At 72.5% G+C, this 17730-nt stretch carries 16 protein-coding genes and 1 pseudogene; 13 read left to right on the forward strand and 4 right to left on the reverse strand.

Annotated elements, in window-relative coordinates:
* Positions 1-10 precede the first annotated feature (10 nt).
* Genes paaC through paaI form a run of 4 tightly spaced genes read left to right on the forward strand, consistent with a single transcriptional unit; the run spans position 11 to position 2929 of the window.
* Entirely contained in the window at positions 11-889 is an 879-nt protein-coding gene (paaC, locus tag RM479_RS13270) for a 1,2-phenylacetyl-CoA epoxidase subunit PaaC (protein ID WP_311512027.1), read from the forward strand.
* The gene (gene paaD / locus RM479_RS13275; RefSeq protein ID WP_397222068.1) at positions 883-1404 is read left to right on the forward strand and encodes a 1,2-phenylacetyl-CoA epoxidase subunit PaaD; all 522 of its coding nucleotides are present in this window, start codon (positions 883-885) and stop codon (positions 1402-1404) included. Before paaC ends, paaD begins: the two co-directional genes overlap by 7 nt.
* Before the next feature lie 2 nt (positions 1405-1406).
* Positions 1407-2507, forward strand: coding sequence for a 1,2-phenylacetyl-CoA epoxidase subunit PaaE (gene paaE, locus RM479_RS13280; protein ID WP_311512029.1), 1101 nt, complete (start codon positions 1407-1409; stop codon positions 2505-2507).
* Positions 2504-2929 (forward strand): hydroxyphenylacetyl-CoA thioesterase PaaI, encoded by a 426-nt coding sequence (gene paaI / locus RM479_RS13285; RefSeq protein ID WP_311512030.1) that lies wholly within the window; start codon positions 2504-2506, stop codon positions 2927-2929. Before paaE ends, paaI begins: the two co-directional genes overlap by 4 nt.
* A gap of 108 nt (positions 2930-3037) precedes the next feature.
* Here paaI and RM479_RS13290 read toward each other — a convergent pair whose 3' ends face one another.
* Positions 3038-4696, reverse strand: a complete 1659-nt coding sequence (locus RM479_RS13290) for a catalase (protein ID WP_311512031.1) — start codon at positions 4694-4696, stop codon at positions 3038-3040.
* 1156 nt (positions 4697-5852) lie between these two features.
* On the opposite strand from RM479_RS13290, the gene lhgO reads away from it, so the two are divergent.
* The 4 genes and pseudogenes from lhgO to RM479_RS13310 all read left to right on the forward strand — a co-directional run.
* Complete coding sequence (gene lhgO, locus RM479_RS13295) at positions 5853-7067, forward strand: L-2-hydroxyglutarate oxidase (RefSeq protein WP_311512032.1); 1215 nt, start codon at positions 5853-5855, stop codon at positions 7065-7067.
* Positions 7068-7117: 50 nt separating this feature from the next.
* Positions 7118-7258 carry a hypothetical protein gene (locus tag RM479_RS13300; RefSeq protein ID WP_311512033.1) on the forward strand — a complete coding sequence of 47 codons (141 nt, stop codon included), beginning with the start codon at positions 7118-7120 and terminating at the stop codon, positions 7256-7258.
* Between the two features lie 76 nt (positions 7259-7334).
* The gene (locus RM479_RS13305) at positions 7335-9665 is read left to right on the forward strand and encodes a serine/threonine-protein kinase (RefSeq protein ID WP_311512034.1); all 2331 of its coding nucleotides are present in this window, start codon (positions 7335-7337) and stop codon (positions 9663-9665) included.
* 449 nt (positions 9666-10114) lie between these two features.
* Positions 10115-10453, forward strand: a pseudogene (locus RM479_RS13310) (ADP-ribosylation/crystallin J1); the annotation flags it as partial.
* Between the two features lie 385 nt (positions 10454-10838).
* Here RM479_RS13310 and RM479_RS13315 read toward each other — a convergent pair.
* Positions 10839-11015 carry a hypothetical protein gene (locus RM479_RS13315; RefSeq protein WP_274813010.1) on the reverse strand — a complete coding sequence of 59 codons (177 nt, stop codon included), beginning with the start codon at positions 11013-11015 and terminating at the stop codon, positions 10839-10841.
* Positions 11016-11290: 275 nt separating this feature from the next.
* On the opposite strand from RM479_RS13315, the gene RM479_RS13320 reads away from it, so the two are divergent.
* The 4 genes from RM479_RS13320 (at position 11291) to RM479_RS13335 (ending at position 15616) form a co-directional block, all read left to right on the forward strand.
* A complete protein-coding gene (locus RM479_RS13320; RefSeq protein WP_274813009.1) occupies positions 11291-12394 on the forward strand; it encodes an LLM class flavin-dependent oxidoreductase in 1104 nt (367 codons plus the stop codon).
* Positions 12391-13011, forward strand: a complete 621-nt coding sequence (locus tag RM479_RS13325; RefSeq protein ID WP_311512035.1) for an FMN reductase — start codon at positions 12391-12393, stop codon at positions 13009-13011. The genes RM479_RS13320 and RM479_RS13325 overlap by 4 nt, the downstream gene beginning before the upstream one ends.
* Positions 13012-13123: 112 nt before the next feature.
* The gene (locus tag RM479_RS13330) at positions 13124-13792 is read left to right on the forward strand and encodes a maleylpyruvate isomerase family mycothiol-dependent enzyme (RefSeq protein WP_311512036.1); all 669 of its coding nucleotides are present in this window, start codon (positions 13124-13126) and stop codon (positions 13790-13792) included.
* A gap of 441 nt (positions 13793-14233) precedes the next feature.
* Positions 14234-15616, forward strand: coding sequence for a cellulase family glycosylhydrolase (locus tag RM479_RS13335; protein WP_311512037.1), 1383 nt, complete (start codon positions 14234-14236; stop codon positions 15614-15616).
* Positions 15617-15685: 69 nt separating this feature from the next.
* On the opposite strand, the gene RM479_RS13340 is transcribed toward RM479_RS13335, so the two are convergent.
* The gene (locus tag RM479_RS13340; RefSeq protein ID WP_311512038.1) at positions 15686-16282 is read right to left on the reverse strand and encodes a flavin reductase family protein; all 597 of its coding nucleotides are present in this window, start codon (positions 16280-16282) and stop codon (positions 15686-15688) included.
* A 69-nt stretch (positions 16283-16351) separates the two neighbouring features.
* Here RM479_RS13340 and RM479_RS13345 point away from each other — a divergent pair, with 69 nt between their 5' ends.
* Positions 16352-17317 (forward strand): threonine ammonia-lyase, encoded by a 966-nt coding sequence (locus tag RM479_RS13345; RefSeq protein ID WP_311512039.1) that lies wholly within the window; start codon positions 16352-16354, stop codon positions 17315-17317.
* Positions 17318-17392: 75 nt separating this feature from the next.
* On the opposite strand, the gene RM479_RS13350 is transcribed toward RM479_RS13345, so the two are convergent.
* Positions 17393-17569 carry a hypothetical protein gene (locus tag RM479_RS13350; protein ID WP_311512040.1) on the reverse strand — a complete coding sequence of 59 codons (177 nt, stop codon included), beginning with the start codon at positions 17567-17569 and terminating at the stop codon, positions 17393-17395.
* Between the last annotated feature and the right edge of the window lie 161 nt (positions 17570-17730).

The raw sequence follows: 17730 nt of genomic DNA on the forward strand, positions 1-17730 counted from the left end.
AACAGAACACATGAGTGGCGACAACATTTTCACCGGCCTGGTCGAAGAGCACCAGGGCGACGCCCGCTGGGCCTTCGGCACCGGGTTCACCGACGCCCTGGCCGGCGTCGACACCACCCTTCCCGCGGGGGTGGACGGCACCGACCTGGCCCTGTACTGCCAGATGCTCGGCGACGACGCGCTGGTACAGGCCCAGCGGCTCGTCCAGTGGGTCACCGACGCCCCCGAGCTGGAGGAGGAGGTGGCGCTGGCCAACATCGCCCTGGACCTGCTCGGCCAGGCGCGGCTGCTGCTGGCCCGCGCCGGCCAGGCCGACGGCACCGGGCGTGACGAGGACGCCTTCGCCTACCGGCGCGCGGCGCACGAGTTCCGCAACGTGCGGCTGACCGAGGCTCCGCGCGGCGACTTCGCCCGCGCCGTCGTCACCCTGCTCGTGCTCTCCAGCCAGCGGCTGGCGCTGTTCGGCCGGCTGGCCGACAGCACCGACCCCGTGCTCGCCGCCATCGCCGCCAAGGGCGTCAACGAGCTGGCCTACCACCGCGAGTACGCGGTCTCCTGGGCGCTGCGCCTGGGCGACGGCACCCCCTACTCGCACGAGCGCATGGTCGAGGCCGTCGCCGACGTGTGGCCGCTCACCGGCGAACTCTTCGCCACCCACCCGGTCGAGGCCCGCCTCGCCGCCCAGGGCGCGGCCGTGGACCCCGCCACCGTCCGCGACGAGGTCCACGCCGTGCTGACGCGGGTGTTCACCGAGGCCACCCTGGCCGCACCCGCCCCCTTCCCCGAGGCGACGGTCGCCGGGCGCGACGGTCGGCACACCCCCGCGCTCGCCCCCCTGCTGGACGAACTCCAGAAGGTGGCCCGAGAGCACCCGGAGGCGACGTGGTGACCGCGACACCGGTCCGGGACGTCGAGCGCGCCCGCGCCGCGGCTGCCGCCGTCACCGACCCCGAACTGCCCATGCTGACCCTCGCCGACCTGGGCATCCTGCGCCGGGTGGAGATCGACGAGGAGGGCACCGTCCAGGTGTGGATCACCCCCACCTACTCGGGCTGCCCGGCGCTGGCCGAGATGCGGGTGGACGTGGACCGCGCGGTGCGCGCCGCCGGGTTCGACGCCGTGCGGGTGCGCACCGAGCTGTCCCCGGCGTGGACCACCGACTGGATCACCGACGAGGGCCGGCGCAAGCTCACCGAACACGGCATCTCCCCGCCGGGGGCCGCCCCCCGCCGCGCGGCCGGACCCGTCCCGCTGACCCTGCTGCCCACCCGGACCGTCCCGCACTGCCCGCTGTGCGGATCGTCCGACACCGAGGAACTGTCCCGGTTCGGCGCGACCTCCTGCAAGTCGCTGCACCGCTGCCGGGCCTGCCTCGAACCGTTCGAGCACGTCAAGGAGATCTGACCGTGACCACACCCGTCACCGACGCCCCCGCGGCCCCGCGTCGCGGGTCGGTGTTCCACCGGCTGCGCGTGGCCGCCGTCGAGAAGCTGTGCGACGACGCCGTCGCCGTCACCTTCGACGTGCCCGACCACCTGGCCGAGGAGTTCGCGTTCACCCCCGGGCAGTCGCTGACCCTGCGCCGGCAGGTCGACGGGGTCGAGGAACGGCGCAGCTACTCCATCTGCGCCCCGGTGGGCGAGGCCCCCCGCGTGGGTGTGCGCCTGGTCGCGGGCGGCCTGTTCTCCACCTGGCTGGTGGAGGAGGTGCGTCCCGGCGAGGAGATCGAGGTGGGCGCGCCCACCGGCCGCTTCTGCCCCGACCTGACCGCCGCCGGGCGGCACGTGATGATCGCCGCCGGATCCGGCATCACCCCGATGCTGTCCATCGCCGCGTCGCTGCTGCGCCGCACCGACTCCCACGTCATCCTGCTGTACGGCAACCGGCGCAGCGACACGGTGATGTTCGCCGACGAGCTGGCCGACCTCAAGGACGCGTTCGGGCCGCGCCTGGAACTGGTGCACGTGCTGTCCCGGGAGCCGCGCGAGACCGAGCTGTTCACCGGACGCCTGGACGGCGCCAAGCTCGACGCGCTGCTGGACACCATCGTCGCGGCCGACGCCGCCGACCACTGGTGGCTGTGCGGGCCCTACGGGATGGTCACCGACGCCCGGCGCGTCCTGGCCGAGCGCGGGGTGTCCGCCGAACGTGTCCACCAGGAACTGTTCTTCGTCGAGGGCGCCGAGCCGCCGCCCCAGGCCCGCCACGACGAGCCCGGGGTGGACGGCCCGTCCAGCGAGGTCACCGTCGTCCTGGACGGCCGCACCACCACGCTGACCCTGCCGCGCGGGGTGCCGGTGCTGGACGCCGCCCAGCGCTACCGGCCCGACCTGCCCTTCGCCTGTAAGGGCGGGGTGTGCGGCACCTGTCGGGTCAAGGTCTGCGACGGCGAGGTGCGCATGCTGCGCAACTACGCCCTGGACGAGGCCGAGCTGGCGGCCGGGTACGCGCTGTCCTGCCAGGCCCTGCCGGAGACCGACAGCGTGACCGTGGACTTCGACTCATGAGCGGCGACGGCGTCGCCGGGACGCGCAACGAGGCCGCCTGGACGATGTTCGAGGCCGACCGGGCCTCCAAGAACCTGGGGATGCGCCTGTTGAGCGCCCATCCGGGGACCGCGGTGGTGGAGATGACCGTGGGGCCGCTCATGGTCAACGGGCACGGCATCGCCCACGGCGGATTCGTGTTCACCCTCGCCGACACGGCGTTCGCCTGCGCCTGCAACGTGGACGGGCGCGGGGTGACGGTGGCCTCGGGGGCCGACATCACGTTCGTCGCGCCGGTCCGTGAGGGCGACGTGCTGGTGGCCACGGCCCAGGAGCGGACGGTGTTCGGACGCAGCGGCGTCTACGACGTCACGGTGCGCCGGGGCGAGGAGGTCGTCGCCGAGTTCCGAGGGCGCAGTCGCACCCTGTCCGGCCGCACCTGACCCGGGCACGCACGTCGGGGCCGCCCGGGGGATCCCCCGGGCGGCCCCTCGCGCTTTCGTTCGCCTTCGGTCGCGGGGCCGTCCTTCGACCGATCCCCGCGGGCGGTGTCAGCGCTCGACGACGTGCCGTTCGTTGGGGACGCAGTGGGTCATGGTCAGCCCCGAGACGTCCCGGGGACCGTTGGCGCCGAGGTCGGCCAGACGCCGGCGGTCCTCCTCGGTGAGGTCCTGGCTCTGGAGCGGCTCCAGGTGGGCGACGTCGTCGGGGCCGATGCCCAGACCCTTGCCCACGCGCAGCCCCAGGTCGTCCTCCACCAGCAGGAAGTGCCAGACCATGCGCTCCTGGATGGGCCGGTCGCACTGGGAGAGCAGCGTCGTGAAGTTGTGCACGAGGTCGTCGCGCTCCCACTGCTCCATCAGCAGGTAGCGCTGACCGGCCTGCCGGTAGTCGTTGGTGCGCGGGATGCGCTTGCGTGTGAGCCTGCCCGTGATCTCCGGGCCCTGCTCGTCGTGCGTGGGGTAGCGCCCCTCGCGCAGGCCGCCGGTGATGGACGGCTCGTAGTTGACGTGCGGGTTCTCGCCGGCCGTGTCCTGGTGGTACGTCATCAGGCCGTCGCGCTGGTTGGTGCGCACGTTCGCGTTCTTGGCCTGGTTCACCGGCAGTTGCAGGTAGTTGGGCCCCACCCGGTAGCGCTGGGTGTCGCTGTAGGAGAAGGTGCGACCGACCAGCATCTTGTCGTCGGAGAAGTCCAGGCCGTCCACGAGCACACCGGTGCCGAAGGAGATCTGCTCGTTCTCGGCGAAGTTGTTCGACACGTTGCGGTCGAGCACGATCCGCCCCACCGGCTTGGGCGGGAAGTCCTGTTCCGGCCAGGTCTTGGTGTCGTCCAAGGGGTCGAAGTCGAGTTCGGGGTGCTCGTCGTCGCTCATCATCTGCACGAGCAGTTCCCACTCGGGGTACTCGCCCCGGTCGATGGCCTCGTGCAGGTCCCTGGTCGCGTGCCCGGTCTCGGTCGCCTGGACGTTGGCGGCGTCGGCCTCGGTCATGCTGCGCACGCCCTGCTTGGGCATCCACGTGTACTTGACCAGGACGGTCTCGCCCGCCTCGTTGACCCACTTGTAGGTGTTGACGCCGAAACCCTGCTGGTGCCGGTAGTCCGCCGGGATCCCGCGCGGGCTGAACAGGTTGACCAGCATGTGCATGCACTCGGGGGTCTGCGACATGAAGTCGAAGATGCGGTTGGGCTCCTGCCGGAAGGTCACCGGGTCCGGCTTGAGGGCGTGGATGACGTCCGGGAACTTGATGGCGTCGCGGATGAAGAACACCGCGAGGTTGTTGCCCACCAGGTCCCAGTTGCCGTCCTCGGTGTAGAACTTGATCGCGAACCCGCGCGGGTCGCGGGCGCACTCGGAGGAGTCCCGTCCACCGATGACCGTCGAGAAGCGCAGGGCGATGTCGGTGCGCTTGCCCTTGCCCTGGAAGAGCTTGGCGCGCGTGTACCGCTCGATCGGCTCGTCGCCCCAGGCGCCGTAGGACTCGAAGTGCCCGAAGGCGGTCACGCCCCGGGCGTGCACCACCCGTTCGGGGATGCGCTCCCGGTCGAAGTGGCTGATCTTCTCCAGGAACTGGTAGTTCTCCAGGGTGGCGGGCCCCCGCTCGCCGACCGTCCGCTGGTTCTGGTTGTCGTGGACCGGGTGCCCCTGGCGGTTGGTGAGCACCTCGCGGTCGTCCCCCGACCGCGGTCCCTGACTGGATACGTCCGTCATGCGAGTGGTCCCCCACCTCTCGTCGTGTCCGTTCTCCAGGGCCCCCTGCCCACTATCGGGTGGAGGGATTCACCCGTGGAAGAGAAATGGACGAGTTCTTGCCCATCTGAGGTGGTGACCAGGGGCCGCCGGTCGAACGGTGCCAGAGGAGGCCAGAGAAGGACCGCGCCCAACGCGACGAGGGGGCCGGGGGGCCGGAGAGGAGCACGACGCCCGTGCACAGGACGGTGAAGGACGTCGCCGGCGCCGCGCAGGCCGGGGGAGCGGGTCGGACGTGCCGGGGGCGTGGGTTCGTACGCCGATCGTGCCAACGGTAGGGCCCGGCGGCCATCGGGAAGGCCACCCGGGGGCGCTGGGGCGGGTGTGGACATGGAGGTGCCCGGGGGCGCCGTCGGGTGGGGACGGCGCGCTCCCGGGCACAGGCCGGACCCATGTCCCCCAACACGGGCCCAGCGGGCGCGGCCGGGATGCACGGGGTGCGGTCCGGCCGCTGGGAAGGCGAACGTGGCGGTCGGGTACGTGCCGGAAACCCCCATCGCCGGCACGAGCGCTCACGTTCGCGCATGGTCTCGCTGTCACGCTCTCGGATCCCGCTGCGGGTTCCGTCCGCGTTCACCTGAGAGAACGCCCCGTAAGAGGCGGATGTTCCCGGCTAGCACGTTTCATGAGAGATGTCCAGGTCACACTTTCGTACCCTCGACCCCGCACGCGCCGGCCGGACGTCCGTCCCGCCGGCGATCCGGTTCCCCCGGGGCGCCGGCTCCTCGGTGATCCTCCGCCGAGGCCGAGGCCGTGAGCCCGGGAAAGGAGGCGTGCACCGTGCGGACCGAGGTAGCGCGCGTCGGTGTGCGCGAAGCGCGTTGTAGCGTCGTGCGCACCGGATCCCCACGATCGAGACAAAGGCCGTTCATGCGCACTCGCGTTCTCGTCCCCCCGCCATGCGGCGACACCGTGGTCGTCGAACCGGCGGGTGGGACACCGCCGTCCACGCTCCACCCGGCCCGTGCCCGGACCGAGGGGGGACCGTCCGAAGGGGCCCGGGGCGCGGTCACGGGCCGCGCCTCCCGGATCTCCGGCGTGGCCCGTTTCCCCACCCGTGTCGAGACCGCCGTCCCGCACCCGTGCGCCCCGACCGATGGGACGGGGTCGGACGGCCGTGGCTGACCGGACCGTCGGCATCGTCGGCGCGGGCATCGTCGGCCTCGCCGTCGGCCGCGAGATCGGCCTGCGCCGCCCCGGCACCCGCGTCGTCGTCTTCGAGAAGGAGGACCGGGTCGCCGCCCACCAGAGCGGCCACAACTCCGGGGTGGTCCACGCCGGCATCTACTACGAGCCCGGCGGACTCAAGGCGCGCCTGTGCACACGCGGCCGTGACCTGCTGCGCGGGTACTGCGCCGACCGGGGCCTGCCCTACGAGGAGTGCGGGAAACTCGTCGTCGCCGTCACCGAGGACGAGGTGGCGCGCCTCGACGCCCTGCACACCCGTGCCGACGACAACGCCGTCCCCGGGCTGCGCAGGATCGGGCCCGAGGAGATCGGTGAGATCGAGCCGCACACCATCGGCCTGGCGGCCCTGCACTCACCGCGCACCGCCATCACCGACTACCCCCGGATCTGCGGGTCCTTCGCCGAGGACATCGCCGCCGCCGGAGGGGAGATCCGGCTCGGTGCCCCGGTCACCGCCGTGCGAACCGACGGTGCGGGGCCGCGGGTCATCGCCGGCGGCGAGGACACCCGTGTGGACGAACTGATCGTGTGCGCCGGCCTGCACGGCGACCTCGTCTCCCGTGCCGCCGGTGACGAGGTCGGCCCGCGCATCGTGCCGTTCCGGGGGGAGTACATGCTGGTGCGCCCGGAGAAGGCGCACATGGTGCGCGGTCTCGTCTACCCCGTGCCCGATCCCCGTTACCCCTTCCTCGGCGTGCACTTCACCCGACGGGTCTCCGGGGACGTCGAGGTGGGCCCCAACGCCGTCCTCGCGTTCGCCCGCGAAGGCTATCGGCGTTCCGACATTCGCCTCTCCGATCTGGGCGACACGCTCACCTGGCCCGGTTTCTGGGCCATGGGGCTCCGCCACTGGCGCACCGGGATCGGCGAGATGTACGGGTCGTTCTCCACGCGCGCCTACATGCGGGCGGCACGTCGCTATGTCCCCGACATCGGACCGGCCGACGTGGTGCGGGGCGGGTCGGGCGTGCGCGCCCAGGCCCTGGACCGCGACGGCTCCCTGGTCGACGACTTCCGCGTGCACCGGTTCGGCCGGGTCACCGCGGTGCGCAACGCGCCCTCGCCCGCGGCCACGTCCTGCATGGCCATCGCCGAGCACATCGTCGACATCGTGCACGGCGGGAACGGTCGCCCGCCCGCCTGACCCTCCGTGCCCCCGTCGAGCCCCGGCGCCGCCCGCCGCGCGAGCGGGGCGTGCCGCGCGAACGTCCGCCGGCCTCCGGGTACCGGAGCGCCGGGCCGGACGAGGACGGCCGACGGTGCGCCGAGCGCACCTGGAACCGCGAGGTCGAACGGGAGCGGGACCCGGCCGCGAGCGGTGGCCGACCGATGTGAACGGTTCCGGTGAGGGGGGCGTCACAAACGTCGAGACGGGTCACCCCGTGCGCGACGTCGAAGAGCCGGAGACCGTATGAGCACCTCCCTCACCCCCGAACCGGCCTCCCCCGAATCGGGCCTCCCCGAACCGGGCGCCCCCGAACCGGGCGCCCCCGCCGGACCGCCGCCCGGCCTGACGCCCCTGCTCGCGGGCGATCCCCGTTCCCTGGGCCCCTACCGGCTGGTGGGCCGGATCGGCGCGGGCGGGATGGGCGCCGTCTACGGCGGGATGGACCCCTCGTCCGGGCGCTGCGTCGCGGTCAAGACCGTGCACGCCCGGTACGCCCGCGAACGCCGCTACCGGGAGGCGTTCGCCCGCGAGGTGGGCATGCTGGCCCGCGCCCACGGCATCGGCACCGCCGAACTCTACGCGGCCGACGTCGACGCCACGGTGCCCTGGCTGGCCTTCGAGTACATCCCCGGCCGTGACCTGCGCGCCCACGTGCGGGCCTTCGGTCCCCTGGAGGGGGAGATGCTGCGGGCGTTCGCCGCCGGTACCGCCGAGGGGCTGGCCGCACTGCACGCAGCCGGGATCGCCCACCGCGACATCAAACCCGGCAACGTGGTGCTGTCCCCGACCGGACCCAAGATCGTCGACTTCGGCATCGCCACCGAGATCGGCGCAGACCGCTCCACCGACCGTTCCGCCTCCTACGGCACCCCGGGCTGGGTGGCGCCCGAACGCTACACCGGGGTCACCGCGGCCCCGGCCGCCGACGTGTTCGCGTGGGGAGGACTGGTGGCCCTGGCCGCCACCGGCCGCGATCCCTTCGGGAAGGGCACGCCCCAGGAACTGCGGGACCGGGTCGAGGCCGGGGACCACGACGTCGACGGGGTCCCCGAGACCCTCCGCCCCCTGGTGGAGGCGGCGTTGTCCGTGGACCCGGAGGCGCGTCCGCGCGCCGTGGCGCTGATGCGCGACCTGCTGCCCGAACCGGCGGAGGTCGGCCTGGCCGGTGAGGAGCGGGTGCCGGCCGCACGGACCCTGCGGGCGCTGCTGGACGCCCACTGGCGCGGTGTCGACGCCGCCGGACACGACCCGCTGCGCTGGGCGGGCGCGCTCGGGCTGACCTCGGCGGCCGGCCTGGCCGGGGCCGCACTGCTCTCCGGGACCGGTACGGGGACCGGGGGAGCGGGAGCGGCGGTCGCGGGGACCACCGGAGGGGCCGCCACGACCGGTACCGCCGCCTCCGGAGCCACGGCGAGCGGCGGCGTGATCACCGGCCACACGGCCACCGGGGCCGCGGCCGGAACCCAGGGTGGCGGAGTGCTGACCACCGTGGCCGGCTCCAAGGTGGCGACGGCGAGCGCCGGCGTGCTCCTCGCGGGGGGCCTGGCCACCGGGGGCTACCTGATCTACGACCAGGTCGCCGGCGGGCCGGAGGAGGTGGTGCTCACCGCCGCCGGGGTCTTGGAGGACGGGGAGGGGTTCACCGCCCGCGTGGAGCGTTCACCCGTCGGCGGAGGCGAGCCGGTCGTCGAGGAGTACGCCTATTCGGCGGAGGGGCGGACCTTCCTCATGAGGGGAGAGGCGATGGGGGAGGGGACGGTCGCCACCGCCGTCCATCGCGGCGAGCTGTACGTGTACGCCCCGCGCACGGAGGACCTCTCCATCGGGACCTGGTACGACTCGGCCGGGAGCGTGCCGGTCGACGCGAGCGTGACCGCCGACTCCGTCTCCTCCGTCCTGGTGACGGATCCGCTGCGGGCCCTGGCCGAGTCGGGCCGGGTGACGCGGGACGAGGGGGAGGGCGTGTACTCCGGGCCGACCACGCTCGGGATCCTGGACGGGGGCGTGCTGACCGAGTCGGAGGCGGTCGGCCTCGTGGAGGTCGGCGGCGACGGAGCGCCGGTGCGGGCCGAGTACACCACCGACCGGTGGGAGGTGCGGATCGACTTCACCGCCACGGACGGACCGGTCGCGGTGGAGGATCCGCAGCTGTCCTCCGTCGGGGACGGGTTCGGCTGGGCCGCGGTCCACGCGCCGGTGTGCGGGAGCGTGTCCATGGCCGGCCGGGAGTGGGACGTCCAGGCCAGCGGCTGGGAGGTGGACTGCGCGTACGCGATGGAGGTGTCGGAGATGATGAACGACGCCGAGTCCTACGGGGAGAACGCGGATCCGGGGCGTGCCGAGGTCCTGCGCGGCTACAGCGGGACCGGCGGTACCACCTGGCTGGTCGACGAGGCGATGGCCTGCTCCATCTTCCGTCGTGACCTCGGCGGGACGATCGAGGGTCGCACCTTCTTCCTCTCGCCCTGCACACCGGTCACCGTCGTGGGCGAATCCGACGAGGACCCGCTCTTCTCCTTCGTGGAGGTGGAGTTCGGGGGCAGGACCCTGATCGACTACCACGAACGGGCCTGACGGGCCGAACGTGTCGGGGGCCGCCGCGCGGTGGCGGCGACCCCCGGACACAGGCCGGGCCCGCGTCCCCCAACGCGGGCCCGGCGGGCGCGGCCAGAAGCACTGAGTGCGGTCCGGCCGCTGGGAGGCGAACGTGGCGATGATCTCGTGTCGGAAACCCCCATTGCCGACACGAACGCGCACGTTCGCGCATGGTCTGTGGTGTGGCGCCTCGGGGACCTTCAGGGTGGTGTGCGGGTGTTCGGGGTCTGCGGGGTTCTTCGGTCCGGGGTTTCGGGGCGCTTCATAGAGGAGAACGCTTCGTACAGGTGAGGTGTTCCCCGTGGGGACGCGGATTCTCGCGCCGTCCGGTAAAAAGCGGGTGCGGACAGGGCCACGGAATCCCTAAGCTCCCCTTCGCGCGGGTTCCCGCGACACGAACGGAGAAGGTGATCGGTGTGGCCGGGGTCATGACGCTGTGGCGTCCGACGGGTCCGGAGGAGCTGGCGCTGGTGCGCGCCTCGGGGTGGCGGGAGTGGCCGCCGCGCCTTCCGGAGCAGCCGATCTTCTACCCGGTCCTCAACGAGGACTACGCGGTGCGCATCGCCCGCGAGTGGAACCTGCCCCGGGACGGTGAGGGGCACGTGACCCGCTTCGACGTGGACGCCGACTTCGCCGCCCGCTATCCGGTGCGCCAGGTGGGCGGCGGCACGATCCTCGAACTGTGGGTGCCCGCCGAGGAACTGGCGGAGTTCAACGCGCACCTGGTGGGCCCGATCCGCCTGGTGCGCTCCTTCCTGCCCGAGGACCCCGAGGGCGTGCGGGGTCGAGGGGCCGACCCGGGGGAGTCGGAAACGCCGGCGTCCCGGACCGTCGAGGTCGGGGACCAACGGCCCTGATCCGGGTCGGCCCGCGGGCGCGTCGTCGACGACGTCGAACCGGGCGTCGTCGAGGGGCGGACCGTCTGCCGGATTCGCAGGAGGGCCGTCCTCGGTACGGACCCGGCCGTTCGCGTTCGCTCGGGGACGGACCACCGCGCCCTCTGCCGGGGTTCTCCGCCGAGGCGGTGCGGTCCCGTCCGGTTCCAGGGCGCAGCGGGCCGGGGCTCGGCGTTCCGGGGTGCGGGACGCCTGGGGACGGCACCTTCACGGCCGTGTCGACGCTATGTCGGCACGGCCGTCCGTGCGTTCGGGCTCAGGCCTCGCCGAGGCGCAGCGCGGGGGCCAGGTCGGGGTCCAGGCTGCTCAGCGTCATCATGACGTCGGCGAGCGCGTCGCCCAGGACCACGGGCTGACGCGTGTCGTCGGTGGTGTGTTCGCGGTCGTCGGGTCGGTGGTGGGGAAGCCGCCGGGGGTCGAGGGTCACGGACATGCGGTTTCGGGCGCGGGTCGAGGGCGCGCCCTCCTCCTTCGGTGTGTTCGACGTCCTCGTCGTCCGGCCGACCATGACTCCGGGTGACCGGATCGGTGTCGGCTTTACCAGGAATAGCAGGTGCGGATGACATTCTGCGGATACGGAGAGTGCCTGTGGATGAACGGGGTCGGTCGTCACGGACACGCGAGGGGAATAGGCGACCGGTCACCATGGTTCCGGCATGGTAGTTTCTGGGGAAACTACTTCTTAGAAAGCTACTTCGGGAGCAGGCCATGCAGTTCGGAATCTTCTCGGTCGGCGACGTGACCACCGACCCCACCACCGGACGGACACCCACCGAGCACGAGCGCATCAAGGCCATGGTCGAGATCGCGCTCAAGGCCGAAGAGGTCGGGCTCGACGTCTTCGCCACCGGTGAGCACCACAACCCGCCGTTCGTGCCGTCCTCGCCGACGACCATGCTCGGCTACATCGCGGCCAGGACCGAGCGGATCGTCCTGTCGACGGCGACCACCCTCATCACCACCAACGACCCGGTGAAGATCGCCGAGGACTACGCCTTCCTCCAGCACCTCGCCGACGGCCGGGTGGACCTGATGATGGGTCGCGGCAACACCGGACCCGTCTACCCCTGGTTCGGTTACGACATCCGCGAGGGCATCCCCATGGCCCTGGAGCACTACAACCTGCTCCACCGCCTCTGGCGCGAGGACGTCGTGGACTGGGAGGGCAGGTTCCGCACACCGCTCCAGGGCTTCACCGCCACCCCGCGCCCGCTCGACGGCGTCCCGCCGTTCGTCTGGCACGGCTCCATCCGCAGTCCGGAGATCGCCGAGCAGGCCGCCTACTACGGTGACGGCTTCTTCCACAACAACATCTTCTGGCCCGCCACCCACACCAAGAAGCTCATCTCCCTGTACCGTCGCCGCTACGAGCACTACGGTCACGGCAAGGCCGACCAGGCCATCGTCGGCCTGGGCGGGCAGGTGTTCATGCGCAAGAACTCCCAGGACGCCGTCAAGGAGTTCCGTCCCTACTTCGACCACGCGCCCGTCTACGGCGGCGGCCCCTCCCTGGAGGAGTTCACCCGCGAGACGCCCCTGACCGTCGGTAGCCCGCAGCAGGTCATCGACCGGACCCTGACCTTCCGTGACATGTTCGGCGACTACCAGCGTCAGCTCTTCCTCATGGACCACGCCGGACTGCCGCTCAAGACCGTCCTGGAGCAGCTGGACCTGCTGGGCGAGGAGGTCGTCCCGGTGCTGCGCGAGGAGTTCGCCGCCAAACGACCCGCCCGCGTCCCCGACGCGCCCGTCCACGCCTCGCTGCTCGCCGCCAAGCGGGCCGAGGAGGAGAACCCGGAGGTCCCGGCATGACCGTCCGCCGCATCGTCACCGTCTCGGCGGGGCTGAGCACCCCGTCGTCCACCCGACTGCTCGCCGACCGGCTCACCGCCGCCACCGAACGCGCCCTGGGCGACAAGGGGATCCGTGCCGAGGTGCGCACGGTGGAACTGCGCGAGCTCGCCCACGACGTCATGAACGCCATGGTCACCCAGGTGCCCACCGGAGAGCTGCCGGGCGTGCTGGCCGACGTGGCCGACGCCGACGGGATCATCGCGGTCACGCCGGTGTTCAACGCCTCCTACAGCGGGCTGTTCAAGTCGTTCTTCGACGTGATCGAACCCGGTGTGCTGGACTCCGTCCCGGTGCTCATCGGGGCCACGGGCGGCAGCCCGCGCCACTCGCTGGTGCTGGAACACGCCCTGCGGCCGATGTTCTCCTACGCCCGCGCGCTGGTCGTCCCGACCGGGGTGTACGCGGCCTCGGAGGACTGGGGCTCGGGCGACGGGGGCGCCCGTGAGCTCAACGAGCGCATCGAACGGGCCGGCCGCCAGTTGGCGCTGTCGGCCGCCGACCACGAGAAGCGCGACGACGACCCGTACGGGGAACCGGTCGCCTTCGCCGACCTCATGTCCGGCCTGGGCACCTGACCCGCCCCGCGCGGCCCCGGGCCCCGGTTCGGCGGCCCGGGGCCGCCCCCTCGCCTTCGCGGACGGCCTCCCGGCACCCACGATCCGAACGGTGTTCGGTAAAGTGGCCCGCATGGATTCCGTGCTCATCTACAGCGAGGTCCAAGGGCGCCTGCTCGCCCTGGCCGACGAACTCGACGCCGCCGCCCTGGACACCACCGTCCCCGCCTGCCCGGCGTGGACCGTGCGGCAGACCTACGCCCACCTGGCGGGACTGTGCGTCGACGTGGCCGCCGGAACCTTCACCCCGCCCGCCACCGACGAGGTCACCGCCCGCCAGGTCGCCGAGCGGGAGGGGCGGGACATCGCCGCCCTCTGCGACGAGTGGCGCGCGGCGACCCCCGCCCTCCTGGACCTGCTGGGCACCGAGACGCGCCTGCGCTACCGGCTGCCCGCCGTGGACGTGTGGACCCACGAGAACGACATCCACGGCGCCCTGGGCATGGCGCCCGCCACCGGCCACGCCGACGCCCTGCTCGACTTCGCCTTGACCGGCCTGGGCCGGGCCTGGGCGGGGCGGACACCCGGGCTCACCGTCACCGCCACCGACGTCGACCGTTCCTGGACGATGGGGGAGGGCGACGGCCCGCACTGGCGCGGCACCGCCTTCGAGCTGTACCGCGCCCTCATGGGCCGGCGCACCCCCGGACAGATCGCCGCCATGGACTGGACCGGGGACCCCGCGCCGATCCTGGGCGACCTGTCCCTGCTGCCCGCCGCCGAGGAACCCCTCGGCGTCTGAGTCGGCCCCCGCGATGGCGTGGCCCTCCGCCCCCGGCGCGACCTGCGACGGTGGCCGCGCCGGGCCGGGGGCGGGGACGCGGGCCGGGTTCGGTTCCCCGCCGAATCGGTTTCCCCTCCATTGCGCCACCGCGCCGTCGGTGTTAACTTCTCCACATCGTTCTGGGAGCGCTCCCGTCAGGGGGCGTCCACGAACGAGAGGGACGCGACCCGCTCGTGTTCCGGCGGTGGTGTCGGTGCCGAGACCCCGTTCCCTGCCCCCCGTCCCCTCACCGGGGTTCGCGGCCGTGCTCCGGTCCCGCCCTCACGGCGGGCGTCCGGAGTCGCCCCGTCCCGTGATACCGCACTGTTCCCGTGCGAGATGACAACGTTGTCTTTGTGGTTCGCGCCGTCTTGGCGCAAGAAGACAACGTTGTCCTTCACTTCTGAGGAGAAACCCCCCATGCTCCAACGTCTGTCCGTGGCCTTCGTGGCCCTGATCGGGATCGTCGCCCTCGCCTTCGCGTGGGCCGCTCCCGGTGCGCCCTCCCCGGCGCACCTCACCGCCTCCGGCCAGGCCGACACCGGCTTCCGGATCGAGAACGGCCGTCTCGTCGACGCGGCCGGCAACGACTTCGTCATGCGGGGCGTCAACCACGCCCACACCTGGTACCCCCAGGAGACCGGCTCCCTCGCCGACATCAAGTCGCTGGGCGCCAACACCGTCCGCGTCGTGCTCAGCAGCGGCGACCGGTGGACGGAGAACGGCGTCGCCGACGTGGCCGCGGTCGTCGCCGACTGCAAAGCCAACCGGTTGATCTGCGTGCTGGAGGTGCACGACACCACCGGCTACGGAGAGCAGGCCGGGGCCGCCACGCTCGACCAGGCCGTCGACTACTGGGTGCGCGTCCAGTCGGCCCTCCACGGCGAGGAGGACCACGTCCTGGTCAACATCGGCAACGAACCGTACGGCAACGACCAGCAGACCGTGTCGAACTGGGCGGCGGACACCTCCGCCGCGATCGACCGGCTGAGGGACGCCGGGTTCCACCACACCCTGGTCGTGGACGCGCCCAACTGGGGGCAGGACTGGTCGCACACCATGCGCGACGGCGCCGCCTCCGTGTTCGCCTCCGACCCGGACGCCAACACCGTCTTCTCGATCCACATGTACGGCGTCTACGCCCAGGAGTCGACGGTGGTGGGCTACCTGGAGCACTTCGTCGACGCCGGGCTGCCCCTGATCGTCGGTGAGTTCGGGTTCGACCACAGTGACGGGAACCCCGATGAGGACGCCATCCTGTCGCACACCCGCCGCCTCGGACTGGGCTACCTCGGCTGGTCGTGGAGCGGTAACAGCGGTGGCGTGGAGTACCTGGACCTGGTGGAGGACTTCGACGTGAACCGCCTCACCCCGTGGGGCGAGCGGCTCTTCCACGGGCCCGACGGCATCGCCGAGACCTCCGTCGAGGCGCCGGTCTACGGTGACGGCGAACCGACCGAGGAGCCGACCGAGGAACCCACGGAAGGGCCAACGGAAGGCCCCGGCGAGGGTGACTGCGAGGCGGTCTACACCATCTCCCAGGAGTGGTCGGGCGGGTTCCGGGCGGACGTGACCGTCACCGCCGGCACCGACCTGGACGGGTGGACCGTCACCTGGACCCACGCCCCCGGCCAGCACGTCGCCCACGCGTGGAACGCCGAGGTCACCGCCGACGGCGCGAACGTCACCGCCACGCACGTCTCCTACAACGGGACGCTCGCCGCAGGGGGGTCGACCACGTTCGGCTTCACCGGGACCAGCGAGGGGAGCCCGCAGGTCCCCGCGCTCACCTGCGCCTCCTGACGCCCGTTCCGACTCCGGCCGCGCGGAACCACCCCGTCCGCGCGGCCGGAGGCCCCGGCGGCCGATCCCTCAGGGGCGGTAGGGGAGGCGGTCGACGGCGTGCACCTCGCCCAGCGTGGACCACTCGTTGCGCCCCAGCCGGGCCAGTGGCCGCAACCGGGTGACGTCGGGCAGGCCGTCCTCTCCCAACACGGCGGTGTCCGCGGCCACGTGCACCACCCGGCCGAACACCACCGTCGAGGTGCCCAGCCCCACCGTCGAGTGGAGCACGCACTCCAGCGCCACCGGGGAGGCCGCCACCCGGGGTGGGCGCACCACCGCACTCGCCTCCCGCCCGATCCCGAGGGCGTCGAACTCGCCCACCTCCGGCGGATAGGGGGTCCCGGTCGCGTTGACCTCCCTCCACAGCGGCTCGGAGGCCAGGTTCACCACGAACTCGCCCGTCGCCTCCACGTTGCGCAACGAGTCCTTGCGCCCCATCGAGGTGAACTGCACGATCGCCGGATCGCCGCACGCGATGGTGAAGAAGGAGTGCGGGGCCAGGTTGTCCACCCCGTCGGGAGAGGTGGTGGAGACCCACGCGATCGGTCGGGGCACCACCACCGCGGTCATCATCCGGTAGAAGGCCGGGCCGGGCAGGTCCTCGGGAGTCCATTCGGTGCGCATGACCCCCGATTATCCACCGTGCGCCCCGGGTTCCGTGACGACGACCGATCCGGCGGGCATACCACCGGGATGGAACTGGTCACCGAAGACGACATCCGCGCAGCGGCCACCCGCCTCCGGGGGGAGATCGTGCGGACCCCCTTGACCGCCGGGCCGGCCCAGGGCCCGCCCTTCCTCCTCAAACCCGAGAGCCTGCAACCGACCGGCGCCTTCAAGCTGCGGGGCGCCACCAACGCCATCGCCCTGCTCGATCCCGCCCGGCGCGCCTCGGGCGTGATCACCCACTCCTCGGGCAACCACGGCCAGGCCCTGGCCCACGCCGCCGCCCGCTTCGGCGTCCCCTGCACGGTGGTCGTTCCCGAGGGCGCGCCGAAGGTCAAGGTGGACCGGATGCGCGCCCGGGGCGCCCGCGTGATCATGGTCCCGCCCGACCGGCGCGTCGAGGTCGCCGAGGAGACCTCCCGTGCCGAACGCCTCGCCCTGATCCCGCCGTTCGACGACCCCACCGTCATCGCGGGCCAGGGCACGGTGGGCCTGGAGATCCTCGAACAGTCGCCGGAGGTGGCCACGATCGTCGTCCCGGTCGGCGGGGGCGGGCTGGCCTCCGGGGTGGCCACGGCCGCCCTGACCGTCCAGCCGCACCGGGTGCGGGTCATCGGGGTGGAACCGGAACTGGCCGCCGACGCCGCCGAGAGCCTGGAACGGGGCCGTCGGGTCGCCTGGGATCCCGAACGCACCCACCGCACGATGGCCGACGGGGTGCGGGTGTGCCTGTCGGACCTGACCTTCGAGCACCTGCGTCACCGACTGGACGGGATCGTCACCGTCACCGAGGACGAGATCGCCCGTGCCATCGCCCACCTGGCCCTGGGGGCGCGCGTCGTGGCCGAACCCGCGGGGGCGCTGGCCGCCGCGGCGATCCTGGCGGGCCGGGTGCCCACCGTGCCGGGGCGGCCGGAGGCCACCGTCGCGGTGGTCTCCGGCGGCAACATCGACCCGGCCCTGTTCACCCGCATCCTCGCCGAACACGGCTGAGCGCGGGCGCCGTCGAGACCGTCGGGAGGCCCTGGACCTCCTGGCCGCCCCGGGTGAGTCGACGGCCGGGGCCGGTCAGGTCGTCGTGCGGATCCGCTCACGGTCGTCGGCCTCGCGGCGGGCCCGCTCCTCGCGGTCCTCGCCGCGGCGCAGCGCCATGTCGGTCAGGGCGGCCACACCGAAGGCGAGCACGATCCCGATGATGAGCAGCAGGGTCCACAGGGCGGTGCCGAAGGAATCGGGGTCGGTCAACGGAACCTCCAGGGGGTACGGGACGGCGACACCCCAACCGTAATAGGCGTTAACTTTCGGACCCAGTGTTCGCGAGGGTGAACTGCGCCATAATCCACCGGATTCTGGGGATCCGCCGGTTCCGCGCCGAGCCCGCACACGACGGAGGGGGCCGGGATCGC

Origin of the sequence: Nocardiopsis lambiniae (assembly GCF_031845465.1) — a bacterium.
Taxonomy (GTDB): Bacteria; Actinomycetota; Actinomycetes; order Streptosporangiales; family Streptosporangiaceae; genus Nocardiopsis; species Nocardiopsis lambiniae.

Bases quoted from the DNA above. Each gene is read 5' to 3' on its own strand.
- paaC (WP_311512027.1), top strand. From the start codon at position 11: ATGAGTGGCGACAACATTTTCACCGGCCTGGTCGAAGAGCACCAGGGC.
- paaI (WP_311512030.1), top strand. From the start codon at position 2,504: ATGAGCGGCGACGGCGTCGCCGGGACGCGCAACGAGGCCGCCTGGACG.
- RM479_RS13290 (WP_311512031.1), bottom strand. From the start codon at position 4,696: ATGACGGACGTATCCAGTCAGGGACCGCGGTCGGGGGACGACCGCGAG.
- RM479_RS13305 (WP_311512034.1), top strand. From the start codon at position 7,335: ATGAGCACCTCCCTCACCCCCGAACCGGCCTCCCCCGAATCGGGCCTC.
- RM479_RS13315 (WP_274813010.1), bottom strand. From the start codon at position 11,015: ATGTCCGTGACCCTCGACCCCCGGCGGCTTCCCCACCACCGACCCGAC.
- RM479_RS13320 (WP_274813009.1), top strand. From the start codon at position 11,291: ATGCAGTTCGGAATCTTCTCGGTCGGCGACGTGACCACCGACCCCACC.
- RM479_RS13325 (WP_311512035.1), top strand. From the start codon at position 12,391: ATGACCGTCCGCCGCATCGTCACCGTCTCGGCGGGGCTGAGCACCCCG.
- RM479_RS13330 (WP_311512036.1), top strand. From the start codon at position 13,124: ATGGATTCCGTGCTCATCTACAGCGAGGTCCAAGGGCGCCTGCTCGCC.
- RM479_RS13335 (WP_311512037.1), top strand. From the start codon at position 14,234: ATGCTCCAACGTCTGTCCGTGGCCTTCGTGGCCCTGATCGGGATCGTC.
- RM479_RS13340 (WP_311512038.1), bottom strand. From the start codon at position 16,282: ATGCGCACCGAATGGACTCCCGAGGACCTGCCCGGCCCGGCCTTCTAC.
- RM479_RS13345 (WP_311512039.1), top strand. From the start codon at position 16,352: ATGGAACTGGTCACCGAAGACGACATCCGCGCAGCGGCCACCCGCCTC.